This window comes from Flavobacterium ginsengiterrae, from assembly GCF_039539785.1.
Classification (GTDB): Bacteria; Bacteroidota; Bacteroidia; order Flavobacteriales; family Flavobacteriaceae; genus Flavobacterium; species Flavobacterium ginsengiterrae.
This window is the reverse complement of the sequence record NZ_BAABDU010000002.1, coordinates 436,120-448,537: the sequence shown is the minus strand read 5'-3', so window position 1 is coordinate 448,537 and position 12,418 is coordinate 436,120. Positions and strand designations below refer to the sequence as shown.

12 protein-coding genes are annotated in these 12,418 nt (G+C 32.8%); 7 read left to right on the top strand and 5 right to left on the bottom strand.

What is annotated here, in order from left to right:
• Position 1 precedes the first annotated feature (1 nt).
• Entirely contained in the window at positions 2-685 is a 684-nt protein-coding gene (locus tag ABD859_RS02755; RefSeq protein WP_345139924.1) for a DUF4276 family protein, read from the top strand.
• Positions 686-800: 115 nt separating this feature from the next.
• Here ABD859_RS02755 and ABD859_RS02750 read toward each other — a convergent pair whose 3' ends face one another.
• Positions 801-1,667 carry a DUF6602 domain-containing protein gene (locus ABD859_RS02750; RefSeq protein WP_345139922.1) on the bottom strand — a complete coding sequence of 289 codons (867 nt, stop codon included), beginning with the start codon at positions 1,665-1,667 and terminating at the stop codon, positions 801-803.
• Positions 1,668-1,977: 310 nt separating this feature from the next.
• On the opposite strand from ABD859_RS02750, the gene ABD859_RS24155 reads away from it, so the two are divergent.
• Both ABD859_RS24155 and ABD859_RS02740 read left to right on the top strand, forming a co-directional pair.
• Positions 1,978-2,802 (top strand): RHS repeat-associated core domain-containing protein, encoded by an 825-nt coding sequence (locus ABD859_RS24155; protein ID WP_425554217.1) that lies wholly within the window; start codon positions 1,978-1,980, stop codon positions 2,800-2,802.
• Complete coding sequence (locus tag ABD859_RS02740) at positions 2,799-3,359, top strand: hypothetical protein (protein WP_345139919.1); 561 nt, start codon at positions 2,799-2,801, stop codon at positions 3,357-3,359. Before ABD859_RS24155 ends, ABD859_RS02740 begins: the two co-directional genes overlap by 4 nt.
• On the opposite strand, the gene ABD859_RS02735 is transcribed toward ABD859_RS02740, so the two are convergent.
• Positions 3,352-3,708 carry a hypothetical protein gene (locus ABD859_RS02735; protein ID WP_345139916.1) on the bottom strand — a complete coding sequence of 119 codons (357 nt, stop codon included), beginning with the start codon at positions 3,706-3,708 and terminating at the stop codon, positions 3,352-3,354. The two genes, ABD859_RS02740 and ABD859_RS02735, sit on opposite strands and share 8 nt — an antisense overlap.
• Before the next feature lie 615 nt (positions 3,709-4,323).
• On the opposite strand from ABD859_RS02735, the gene ABD859_RS02730 reads away from it, so the two are divergent.
• On the top strand, positions 4,324-4,848 hold the full coding sequence (locus ABD859_RS02730; RefSeq protein ID WP_345139913.1) for an AAA family ATPase: 525 nt from the start codon (positions 4,324-4,326) through the stop codon (positions 4,846-4,848).
• 54 nt (positions 4,849-4,902) lie between these two features.
• Here the strand turns inward: ABD859_RS02730 and ABD859_RS02725 are convergent, their stop codons facing one another.
• Complete coding sequence (locus ABD859_RS02725) at positions 4,903-5,643, bottom strand: DUF3667 domain-containing protein (protein WP_345139910.1); 741 nt, start codon at positions 5,641-5,643, stop codon at positions 4,903-4,905.
• 309 nt (positions 5,644-5,952) lie between these two features.
• Here ABD859_RS02725 and ABD859_RS02720 point away from each other — a divergent pair, with 309 nt between their 5' ends.
• From ABD859_RS02720 to ABD859_RS02710, 3 genes are all read left to right on the top strand, one after another.
• A complete protein-coding gene (locus ABD859_RS02720; RefSeq protein WP_345139908.1) occupies positions 5,953-6,540 on the top strand; it encodes a Crp/Fnr family transcriptional regulator in 588 nt (195 codons plus the stop codon).
• 133 nt (positions 6,541-6,673) lie between these two features.
• Positions 6,674-7,042 (top strand): helix-turn-helix transcriptional regulator, encoded by a 369-nt coding sequence (locus ABD859_RS02715; RefSeq protein WP_345139906.1) that lies wholly within the window; start codon positions 6,674-6,676, stop codon positions 7,040-7,042.
• 75 nt (positions 7,043-7,117) lie between these two features.
• Positions 7,118-7,723, top strand: a complete 606-nt coding sequence (locus tag ABD859_RS02710) for a 5'-methylthioadenosine/S-adenosylhomocysteine nucleosidase family protein (RefSeq protein WP_345139904.1) — start codon at positions 7,118-7,120, stop codon at positions 7,721-7,723.
• Positions 7,724-7,824: 101 nt separating this feature from the next.
• Here ABD859_RS02710 and ABD859_RS02705 read toward each other — a convergent pair whose 3' ends face one another.
• Entirely contained in the window at positions 7,825-9,279 is a 1,455-nt protein-coding gene (locus ABD859_RS02705) for a TolC family protein (RefSeq protein WP_345139902.1), read from the bottom strand.
• A gap of 3 nt (positions 9,280-9,282) precedes the next feature.
• Positions 9,283-12,399, bottom strand: a complete 3,117-nt coding sequence (locus tag ABD859_RS02700) for an efflux RND transporter permease subunit (RefSeq protein WP_345139900.1) — start codon at positions 12,397-12,399, stop codon at positions 9,283-9,285.
• Between the last annotated feature and the right edge of the window lie 19 nt (positions 12,400-12,418).

Here is a 12,418-nt window from a genome sequence, read left to right as displayed (position 1 = left end):
GATGAAAAGAGTACATATTATAGTTGAGGGACAGACAGAAGTTAAAGTCTTTTATTCAATATTAGTGCCATATATACAGTCTAAAGTTGAGAATGTATATATTGAAATTACACCTATAAAGCATTCTGGAGGCGGTATTGTTAAATATTCAAAATTACTTCCCGAACTTAGAAACCATCTTGCTGATAAAGAAAAAATAGTTACTACCTTCTTTGACTACTATGGGATAGTCGAAGGACATAATTATCCAAAGTATAAAGAGGCAAAAATAGACCAGACAAATTCTAAGATTGGTGTCGCAATTCTGGAAGATGCACTGAAGGAAGATTTAACCGAGAAAGGAATAAATACAAGAAATTTTATTCCTTATATACAATTGCATGAATTTGAGGCGTTGCTTTTTTCTTCTGATGAAGGTTTTGAATTTCAGTATGACAATGAAAGAATACTCAGGGATTTAAAGGCAATTTCTCCCCGTTATGAAACTCCTGAAGACATTAATGATAGTCCTGTTACTGCACCATCTAAAAGGATAATTTCAATTTTAGAGAAGCGAGGAGAAAAATATGAAAAAGTTATTGATGGAGACGCTATTTCAATTATGGTTGGTATTGAAGCTATGATGGATAAGTGTCCAAGATTCAGGACATGGGTAGAAAAATTAATTGAAAAGATTCAAGAATAATTATTAAAATAACCACCGGCGAAATTGTAAGCCCTCATTTTGAGGGCTTCTTTTGAACTCAACCTCCGAAGATATTTTAATAACCTGTAAATACGTGAGATTGGTTATTTGTAAATTATTGCTTTTTTTCTTGTTTTACATTGTATACTTTCATCAGAGATGGATCTGCACCATAAATATCTTTATCGGTCATATAATGTGAAATACTAAAAGGTTCAATCTTGGAGTTATTTAGATGATTAATTAATTGGTTAAACATAGTTGCTAAACAAAGAATTCCCGATTTTCTAACTTCAATCAGACCATCTATATCGGATTCTTCATCAATTATTTTCGGAATTAATTTTTCATTTTCCATTTTTCCGTAAATGTAAAATCCCCAATTTAGGATGTAAATATCATTTGGCATGAATTCATTTGAATCGTCAATTTCTAAATCATCAATTTTTTCTTCATCTATTGCAAAAATGAATGAAAATAATGAATTTTTATATTTTTTGCTACTTGACATATTCATCATATCATTTAAAGTAGTACTTGGATTTAATTTTTCTCCAAAAAAAGTATTTTCGATAAGTTGTCTTTTCATATCAACTTTTAAAAATTTAATTTTTTTTCCAAAATCTACAAGATCATTCTGCCTTAAAGTCTTTTTGATTTCACCAACTGCTAGCACAGATTCAATCGGATAAAATACGGTTTGGTTTTTTGATTCGAAAAATTTAGGGGTACTTAAGCGATCAAAAATTATTATATCAAACTGATTACTAACTTTTCCTTCAGAATTTACGATATGCCCTTGTTTGACGAGATATCTTTCAGGAAGGAACAGACTTATTTTTTCACGAATTAGATCTTCGACTTCATCTCCAGAAGTTTTTATATTTCCAGCTGAGTATATAGAATTAGCTTTTCGCTTTGCCTCATTAATGTCTCCAATAATATTTTCTAATATTTCTTTAAATTTTAATTCTTTTTTCATTCCGAAATTTCTAAAAATGTTTCTTTAACGAAAATACGATTAAAAATAATAGTTCATTTAGCTTTTAACAAATTGAAACATCAGAGATTCATTAATGATGTTGTGTTAAGAAGTTTTCGATAGTTGTTTTTTAAATATTATTAGGAAAATAATTAAACTAAATCTACTTTCGTAACACAGAAAATGGTAAGAGAACGTTCTTTATAGATGGATTTTTTGCAAGAGGTCAATCATTGTATAGAAAAATTTTACAGACCCTTATAAGTATAAGTACAATGGAAAGGAGCTTCAAGACGAGCTGGGGCTTAACATGTACGATTATGGAGCACGTAATTATGACCCTGCTCTTGGTCGCTGGATGAACATTGACCCGTTGGCGGAAAAGTATGATAACTTTACTCCATACGCATATACTGTTAATAATCCAATCTTTTTTACTGACCCAGATGGAATGAGAATAAGATGGGCATCTTGGAGTGATGTGAAAAATGATGAAAATTTGAGCAAGCAATTTTCTTCTAGAAAAGAATACAGAGAAGCTAGACGAGAATTAAAAAAACAGTATAATGAGGTTTTAAAAAATTCAGAAACTGCTACAAAAATATATGGAGATTTAGATGCTGATTCAGCGGTACATACAATTTTTGCTACTAAAGATACTGGAGGTAATACAACAGTAGCCGAGGGAGGAGGGACAAATATTAAAATAGGTATCGGGGATGGCTCTTCAAGTTTTTTAGATGGAATTACAAGCAATGATTCTAATATTCAGGCTCAAGTTGGACATGAAGGTGGGCATGCTTGGCTAAAGATGAATGGTTTAGAGGTAGAAAAGAGTGTACCTAACATGTCAACTGCAAGTAGTTTTGATGTATTAATTTACAATAATCATTACGAACAACGTGAACGTGGCGCATCACATATTGAAAATATAATAAGAGGAGAGTTGATTTCGAATGGTGCAAAAAACATGAATCTTAGTTCGACTTATCACGCTCAAACTCTTAATTATACAGGAGGGTCTCTTTTTAAGTATGATTTTAAAACTTCTGCATTAAAACTATTACAAAATAATCCATATAACGCTAATGGCTATTTAAATAAAACGTATAACCTTCCAACACCGAAAAAATGAAAAAGATAATTGTAATTTTATTTGTAATTTTTAGTTATTCATGTCAAAGTCAGAAGAATAGTATTTTAGATAAAGAATGTAATGTTATAAATACAAAAGATTTAAAAGAATTTGAATCATTAACCAAAAATATTGATACTACAAAATTATTTAATGATGTATTACAAAATTTTACAAATATTAAAGAGGGAGTTTTATTTTACAGATTAGCATCGGGAAATAAGTATGGGTATTTTACAATATTTAATGAAGAGAAATCAAAAATCTATTGCCAAAAAATTTCCAAAAATCTCAACAAAAAAATAAATGTAAATGAAAAGGATAGTAAAAAAATACTTAATGAAATAGATTTAATTAAAGAACCTAGCACTTTTTACTACGAACAATGTATATCAGATTCTTTAGACTTTATTTACCTTTTGATTATTAAAAAAGATGGGAAGATAATTTCAAAATATCTTTCTCATAATTATAGAGAAGAAATAGTAGATAATAATATTGATTTAAAAAGAATTAAAAATATTTTGAAGGTTTCCTACGAATATTCTTTTAAGTAGGTTTAAAAGGAATCAAAAGCCACTTTGTAATGAAGTGGCTTTGATTTAAATATTGTTCTTGTGGAATCGCAATAAAACTACCTTTAGTGATGCTGAAAAATCTTTCTTTTATCTGAGCACCGTTACAGAATCCTATGTTAGAATATCCATTGCTGTTACTTAGGTTACTAATACTAAATTCACCCTTTATAGTTTCGCCATCAAAGCTGGTTATTTTAACTTTTCCTATTGTTTTATCATGGTTAAATAAGGTCACACTTGTATAACATAAAGCTGGGTCTTTAGCTAAAGGCAAATCCAAAACTAAAGCTACATCAATATCAATATCGTATGTTTTGTTGACCTGCAATGTCTTATCAGATGTTATAATATTAAAATCGACATAATGATAATATTCGTCTGCTTCTCCTTTTATTGAAACACTAGAACTAATTATGTATTTGCTTTCAGAAGTATTTGTAAACCGCTTCTTTTCCCATGTCGTTGGGAAAATATCATAGTCATTTATCTTTTCCCCCTGCTAGCGCGAGCATCTTGCTCGTGCCCGCAAAGAAATGGTAATCAGATGTATTGGTAGTTAATTAATGCCTCTAACATTTACAGAAAATCAGATATTTATATTAATATCGCATAAAAATTAAAAAAGCCTTCGGGCTGTTTTTTTATTTTATAGTGCCTTAAATCGAAAAAAATGTAGTCAAACCAGACTAGGTGTTGCAGGTGTGTTGATGATATTCAAAAGATGATAAAGTGTGGAAAAACAAAGTTTGGCAGTCAGAGATATTTTTGCAGAGCATGCAGGAAAATTAGAATTGCAAATTATGTATATGACGCTTATAAGCCAGATATAAATGAAAACATTATTCAATTAACCAAAGAAGGTTTAGGAAATAGACAGATTAAAATCCTTAAATTCGTTAATAAAAAACAACTTTCACTCAACAAAACTAACTAACAATCAATCATGCGAATAGTCTTTACAGGTTCACACAGAGTTGGAAAAACAACTTTGGCAGAGGAAATTGCCCAAAGTTTATCTAACTACGAATTTAAGACAGAGCCTTATTTACAGCTTGAAGAAGAAGGATATGAGTTTTCTGAAATACCAACAATTGATGATTATATAGAACAATTTAATTTTTCTATTGAGCAAATAAGTGACAGTAAAAAAGATGTAATATTCGATCGTTGTCCATTAGACCTTTTGGCCTATATTTATGCTAAAAGCAAAACAAAAAATATAGCAGTACTTTACCAAGAAATGGAAGAGGCAATTTCAGAAATTGATCTCTTAATTTTCGTTCCAATAGAAACACCGGATTTAATACTCTGTCAGAAATCAGATCTGCCAAAATTGCGATACGAAGTAAATGATGTTTTACAAGATTGGATTGGTGATTTTAGTAATCAAATTTTAGAAGTAAACGGCACTTTAGAAAATAGGAAAAAGCAGGTATTAAGTAAAATCAAAGCATTAAAAAATGTATAAAAAAAGCGCAAAGTCCAAAACGTTTGCGCTGTATGCATGAAGAATATTGTAGTTTTAATGAAAATATTTAAGACCAATTATATTCAAAATATTGTTTGTTGCCTGTTTGGTTATTAAATACAGAATAGAAATAATAATAACCCTAATAATTAGCTGTGATTTTTTTAAATCAAAAGCAGAAAAGTATTGATAATAGAAAATTGATACATATAAACAAGTCAATACAGTTAAAAAGTAGTTTACAAAAACAAGAAAGTTTTCGTTGTCACTAAAAATCATACAAATTACCAGTATAAAACTTATTACTAATGTCCCGCATAACAAATATGAATTAAGGACTAGATTTTCTGTATAATTTTGTTTACTCTTTTTAAACAAAAAATAACTTAAAAGAGAAACAATCGGTATGTGCAGAAAAATTGTAATTTTCGCATAATCTTTTAAGACTTTCAAAACACCTTCAATCTCTTTTTTATCATCATAAAAGTATGATGCATCAAAATTGGTCCATTTTTTTAGAAAATATCCTATTGCCAATAAAAGAATTATAGTTGAAAAATAATTAAAGTGCTTTACCCTTTTTCCTTGTACATATTCTCTAATACTATGTCCCGGTCTGGTAAATAATTCTTTTATGGTATAGAAAAAACCTTTGTCAAAGTGAAAAATTCCGTGAATAAAATCGTGTTGAATAACATGATGTAATGAAAATCGATGTGTAGATGCTGCCTGGCTGCAGTTGCTGCAAAATTTTCCTAAAATTTCTTGATTACAATTTAAACAGTTATTAGTCATTGTCTGGTTCTAATTCTTTTTGTTGTTTGGGGTTTGTTTTGACTGGTTGAGCCGTGGCTAAAATACAGAAAAAATGCAACACCCGCAGCATAGAAAGTAAAGGAAATGTAAACTTTAAATTAAAACCATTATTCTCCAATTTTGTCAAATACTATATAAATTTTTGCTTATATTTTTATAGTTTTTTTGTTTAAATAATTCAAAAAAATAATTAGAGACCTATTTTAATCTAAATAGTTATTAATTACAACCAATAAAAATATATCAATTCCGGATGCGTTCAAAAATAGAAACAAAACATAAAGATTAATGGAGAACGGAATCGAAAATATACATCAATTAATTTTAAATTATATTGAAATTAATGATGCCGAATGGGATTTTTGCCGTTCATCATTTAAAACGGCTTCTTTTAAAAAGAAAGAAATTTTGGTTAAACAAGGCGATATCTGCGATACCATTTATTTTGTAGTCAGCGGTTTACTGCGAATTTATTTTCTTGATGAAAAAGGCGAGGAGAAAATATTTCATTTTTGTCTTGAAAACACTTTTGCAACAGATTATGAAAGCTTTTTAAAAGGAATACCTTCCAGTTTTTCTATACAGGCAATGGAAAACACAAAGGTAATTATCATAACATTTGAAATGCTTCAAAACTTATACAGCGTTCTTCGATACGGAGATAAACTGGGAAGATTAATTGCAGAAGATTATTTCTTTATTATAAACGATAAAATAAAATCAATGTATATTCACAGTGCTATGGAACGCTATAAAAAGATGAATACAAGATTTCCAAAAATCTTACAGCGAGTGCCGCAGCACTATATCGCTTCATACCTTAATATTAGTTCTGTTCATTTAAGCCGTTTAAAATATGCCCATAAAAATGAATGACAAAAAACTGATAACATTTGTTATTGTTTTGTGATTTGTAACATATTTAATTTGTAAAACCATACCAGTATTAATAACTTTAATACAAAAAACACTTTTGCAAAGAATACAAATCAATCTTTTTTCAAAAAAAATGGCTTCACAAATTAAAGATAAAATCAAGAACATCAGAGAACTCAAAAACTACACTCAAAATTATCTGGCAGATCAATTAGGAATCAGTCAGGCTGCCTACAGTAAAATTGAAAAAGGAATTACAGATTTAAGTTTTAATAAACTGGAAGAAATCGCGGTTATTTTAGAAGTTAATTTAGAAGATATTTTACATTTTGAAACGGATCTTTTCTTAAATAACAATTCTGAAATTGTAATGACCGAAGCAAAAAATAACAATGATCTGGTTCAAAATTTATACAAAGACAAAATAATACTTTTAGAAAAACTTCTCAATAAAACAGATTTAGAATTAAAACGATACCGCGATAAGTTTGGTATATTTTGAACTTCATCTTTAACCAATAAAAGCTTTGTGTATTAAAATATCCGATATTTGCATCTCAAAAATGAACTAATTTTTATGATACAAATAAACGAAAAACATACATATCCGGCAGAAGAAGTCCTGTTTACATTTGCATTGGCCTCTGAAGCAGCAGAAGTTTTTAAAGATCATACCGCACTTATAACAGGAATAGGAAAAGTGAATGCTGCTTATGAACTAACTAAAGCTATACAACAGCATAAACCCTCATTAATCATAAACCTGGGATCAGCTGGAAGCACGCATTTTAAGAAAGGCGATGTAGTATGCTGTACGAAATTTGTTCAAAGAGATATGGACGTTCGAGGTTTGGGTTTTGAATTATATGAAACACCTTTGTCTGGTTTGCCTCCGGTTTTGGAATATGGTTTAGAAATGAACGGACTTCCGTTAGGAATCTGCGGAACGGGAGATAGTTTTGAAATGAAACATACTCAAACTATTTACGATCTTGTTGATATGGAATCGTATGCGCTGGCTATGATTGCCATGAAAGAAAATATTCCGTTTTTATGTTTAAAGTATATTTCTGACGGTGCCGATGATAATGCTGCCGAAGACTGGACTGTTCAGGTTCATAAAGCAGCAGAAGCGTATGGCAGTATTTTAAAACTGAATGTAAAAGAGTTTACCGCAAACTGATTTTTAAATAATAAAAATCCCATCCGGTTTAATGGATGGGATTTGTAACTGCAGTTTTTAAGTACTAATTCAAAAGTTTACGACCAGTAGTTACTTTAAGATTAGTTAATTCCACCTCCTAAAGCCTTGTACAATAAAACCTGAGACTCTGCATTTTTTAACTGAATGTCTACAAAGTCAAGTTCGGCCTGCAGTTTATTTTTTTGTGCATTAATAATTTCCAGATAATTGGCATAACCGCTTAAGTACAAATCGTTTGAAACATTTACTGCAATTTCCAGATGTTCAATTTCTTTTGATTTGTATTTTAAAACATCTACAAAAGATTCTGTTCTGTGCAGTAAAGCGCTCAATTCGTTATATGCCGTTGTAATCGTATTTTGATATTGCAATAACGAGATTTGCTGTCTCTTATTGGATACAAAAAATTCCTGTTTAATTTGTCCTTTATTAAAAACAGGAGCTGTTAATCCGCCTAGTAATTGCCATGCAAACGATCCGTTGTCAAAGAAAGTCGAAAACGAAAACGAGTTAAATCCAGCATAACCGCCCAAATTTAAAGTCGGAAAAAAAGCAGCGCGAGCCGCTTTTGCATCAGCATTTGAAGCGCGAAGTTCATGATATGCTTCGGCTACGTCAGGTCTTTTATGAATAATCGAATCTACGCTTATTTTTTGATTTAAAACAGCCAAATGACCAGATAAAAAATCAGAACTTCTGTCGATTTTTCCACCGTATTCTCCTAAAAGACTCAACAGCGCTTTTTCAGTTTGATCGATGCTTAGATTTAATTGTTCGGCTTCAGCCAAAATATTATTATTCTGAGCATTAAACTGCTGAACGGCTAATTCTGTTGCTTTTCCCACAGATCGCTGCGCCGAAATAATATCAAGCGCTTTTTGCTGTGTTTTTAAATTTGTTTGGTAAATCAATGCTTGTTTATCTAAAGCAATCAGTTTATAATACAAATCAGCAACATCACTTAGTAATCTCGTTTGCAGCAAACGCATTCCTTGCTGTGAAGCAAAAAAACGTTCGCGTGCTGCTTTTTTACGATTGCTTAGTTTTCCCCAGATATCAGCTTCCCATGAAACTTTTCCGCCTAGAAACAGGTTAGGCGAAACATTTTCGTTTATTCTTTGTTTTTCGTTAATATTCTGCGAAAAATTGGTATCGAAATTCCCAACACCGTCCATTGTATATTTTCCGTAATGCGTTCCGGAAGCATCAGCAACAAGATCTAAAGAGGGAAGAAGCCCAAGTTTAGCCACTTTTAAATTTGAATTGGCAATCAAAATTCTTTCCTGCATAATTAAATAATCAGGATTTTGAGCCATGGCTTTCTTTAAAAGCTTTTCCAGTTTTTCGTCTTTAAAATATGTTTCTGTTTTCAGCGGAATAAAATCCTGAAGACTGTCTGTCGCTTTTTTGCGTTTCAGATCGAAGTTTTCGGGTAGTTCTTTAGCCGCTAAATTATCATTGATTTTGGGAGCAGAACAAGCTGTAAGCAGCAAAACTCCTCCGCAAATTATATATCGATTTATTTGATGTGTCATTTTTTAATTTTTATTCATTGCTTTTTCTAATTTGGCAAACAGAATGTAAAGTCCCGGAATTATGATTAATCCAAAAACAGTTCCTATAAGCATTCCTCCGGCAGCAGCAGTACCAATAGAGCGGTTTCCTATCGCTCCGGCTCCGCTTGCAATACACAACGGAATTAATCCTGAAATAAAAGCAAATGATGTCATAAGAATAGGTCTGAAACGAAGTCTTGCGCCTTCAATCGCTGCTTCGGTAATATCACGTCCTAATTTGTTCTGTGCCATGGCAAATTCGACAATCAATATGGCATTTTTGGCGAGTAGACCAATCAGCATGACGAGCGCCACCTGAGCATAAATGTTGTTATCTAATCCTACCATTAAAAGTGCCAGATAAGAACCAAAAACTCCAACCGGAAGACTTAATAGTACCGGAAACGGAAGCAGTAAACTTTCGTATTGTGCCGCAAGCAATAAATACACAAACAAAATACATAATGCAAAAATGTAAATGGTTTGGTTTCCTGAGAGAATCTCTTCACGCGTCATACCAGACCATTCCAATTCAAAACGGCTAGGGAGTTTTTCTGCAGCAATTCTTTCAACAGCAGCAATAGCATCTCCAGAACTGTAACCTTCTGCTGGTTCACCGTTAATCATTGCCGACATATACATATTGTATCGTGTTAAAACTTCGGGTCCGTAAACGCGTTCCAGTTTTATAAATGTCGAAAACGGAACCATTTCGCCAGCGTCATTTTTCAAATACATATCTAAAATGCTTTCCGGATTTTGACGGAATTGCGGACTTGCCTGAACCATTACTTTATACATTTGAGAGAAACGGATAAAATTGGTTGCATAAAAAGAACCTAACATGGTCTGTAAAGTGCTCATGGCATTATCAACCGAAATTCCTTTTTTAGCCGCCAAATCATAATCAATATGAATTAAATATTGCGGAAAAGTAGCATCAAAACTAGAGAAGGAGTTCTGAATTTCTGGCGAAGCATTTAATTCTTTTATAAATTCTTTGGTTACTTTATCTGTATTGGTGATGCTTCCGCCAGATTTATCCAGTAAACGAAGCTCAAAACCACTTGTGTTACCAAATCCGGGAACAGTTGGCGGTGCAAAAATCTCGATTTGTGCGTCGGTAATATTTTTTGTTTTTTCTGTAAGCTCCGCCATAAATTCGGTAACCGAAATATCACGTTCGCTCCAGTCTTTTAAGTTAATCATTCCCATTCCGTAAGAAGCTCCGGCGATTTCAGTTACAATACTGTATCCGGCAAGAGTAGTAACGTTGTCAACACCTTTAATTCCTTGCGCAATTTTGGTTACTTCGTCTAATGCTTTTTCAGTACGTTCCACTGTTGCTCCCTGTGGTGTTGTAACGCTCACATATACCATTCCCTGATCTTCAGTTGGGATAAATCCTGATGCTAAAAAGCGGGTTGTTCCCCAGGTTAGAACACAAAACAGCACCAATAAACCAACTGTAACGGTATTACGATCAGCAAATTTTACTAATACTTTGATGTATTTTGAAGTAATACTATCAAACCAATTGTTGAATCTGTGGAAGAAACGATCTAAAAGCGATTTTTTTTCTTTATTTGGATCGTGTGCTTTCAGCATAATAGCACATAGGGCAGGAGTAAGGGTAAGAGCATTAATACCCGAAATCACGATACTAATTGCCATTGTTAACGAGAACTGCCTGTAGAAAACTCCAACCGGACCGCTCAGGAAAGCAACCGGAATAAATACCGCGGCCATTACAATTGTAATTGCGATAACGGCACCAGTAATCTCTTTCATGGCGCTGATTGTAGCATCCATTGGCGACATGTGTTCTTCGGTAATTTTTACGTGAACAGCTTCGACAACGACAATCGCGTTATCGACCACAATTCCAATAGAAAGTACCAGAGCGAAAAGAGTCAATAAGTTAATCGAGAATCCCATCATCGACATAAAAGTAAATGCACCAATAAGCGCGACAGGAACGGCTAATACCGGAATTAAAGTCGATCTCCAATCCTGAAGGAAAAGGAAAACTACGAATGCCACTAAAATAAAGGCTTCAACCAAAGTTCTTAATACTTCATGAATCGAAGCGTCAAGGAAACGAGATACGTCATACGCAATGTTAAATTCCATTCCGGGAGGAAAAGAAGAACCTTTTAATTCCGTCATTTTTTCTTTTACGCTCGCAATTACTTCAGAAGCGTTTGAGCCCGGACGCTGTTTCAACATGATTGATGCAGAAGGTTTTCCATCGGTTTTAGAAACCATTCCGTAACTCATTGCACCAAATTCAATTTTCGAAATGTCTTTTAATCTTAAAATTGTTCCGTCTGGATTGGCTCTTAACGGAATTTCTTCGTACTGATTTGGCTCAAAGAATTTCCCTCCGTATTTAATTACATATTGTAATTGGTTGTTCATTTGTCCTGAACCTTCGCCCACTTTACCCGGAGCGGCAGAAATGTTTTGTTTTTGAAGTGAAGCAATAACTTCATTTGCCGAAATATTATACGAAAGCATTTTTTCCGGATCTAACCAGACACGCATCGAATATTCTTTCTGTCCCATGATTTCGGCACGACCGACACCATCGATACGTTTTAATTCCTGAAGAATATTAATATCCGTAAAGTTGAAGATAAACTGTTCGTCCTGCGTTTTATCTGTACTGGTAATGTTCAGGTACATCAACATACTGTTTACCTCTTTTTCGGTTGTAACTCCGGCGCGGATAACCTCTTCCGGAAGTTCATCCAGAATCGTTGTAACCCTGTTCTGCACGTTTACGGCCGCCAAATCGGGATCTGTTCCTACTTCAAAGAAAACCTGAATTAAAGTTAAACCATCATTAGATGTTACGGTTGACATATAGGTCATTCCCGGAACTCCATTTATGGCTCTTTCTAACGGAAGGGCAACGGCATTGGCTGAAACCTCTGCATTTGCTCCTGTATATTTTGCTGTAACGGTTACAGACGGTGGTACAATATCTGGGAATTGGGTAATGGGAAGCTGAAACAATGCCAGCAATCCCAGAAGGACTATCATAACCGAGATGATTAATGACAATATTTTCCTTCTGATAAATAACTCTATCATTTTAAATTTTTTAGATAAA

Coding starts and splice junctions, on each gene's coding strand:
- ABD859_RS24155 (WP_425554217.1), top strand. CDS start 1,978: ATGTACGATTATGGAGCACGTAATTATGACCCTGCTCTTGGTCGCTGG.
- ABD859_RS02705 (WP_345139902.1), bottom strand. CDS start 9,279: ATGACACATCAAATAAATCGATATATAATTTGCGGAGGAGTTTTGCTG.
- ABD859_RS02700 (WP_345139900.1), bottom strand. CDS start 12,399: ATGATAGAGTTATTTATCAGAAGGAAAATATTGTCATTAATCATCTCG.
- ABD859_RS02750 (WP_345139922.1), bottom strand. CDS start 1,667: ATGAAAAAAGAATTAAAATTTAAAGAAATATTAGAAAATATTATTGGA.
- ABD859_RS02755 (WP_345139924.1), top strand. CDS start 2: ATGAAAAGAGTACATATTATAGTTGAGGGACAGACAGAAGTTAAAGTC.
- ABD859_RS02710 (WP_345139904.1), top strand. CDS start 7,118: ATGATACAAATAAACGAAAAACATACATATCCGGCAGAAGAAGTCCTG.
- ABD859_RS02725 (WP_345139910.1), bottom strand. CDS start 5,643: ATGACTAATAACTGTTTAAATTGTAATCAAGAAATTTTAGGAAAATTT.
- ABD859_RS02730 (WP_345139913.1), top strand. CDS start 4,324: ATGCGAATAGTCTTTACAGGTTCACACAGAGTTGGAAAAACAACTTTG.
- ABD859_RS02740 (WP_345139919.1), top strand. CDS start 2,799: ATGAAAAAGATAATTGTAATTTTATTTGTAATTTTTAGTTATTCATGT.
- ABD859_RS02720 (WP_345139908.1), top strand. CDS start 5,953: ATGGAGAACGGAATCGAAAATATACATCAATTAATTTTAAATTATATT.
- ABD859_RS02715 (WP_345139906.1), top strand. CDS start 6,674: ATGGCTTCACAAATTAAAGATAAAATCAAGAACATCAGAGAACTCAAA.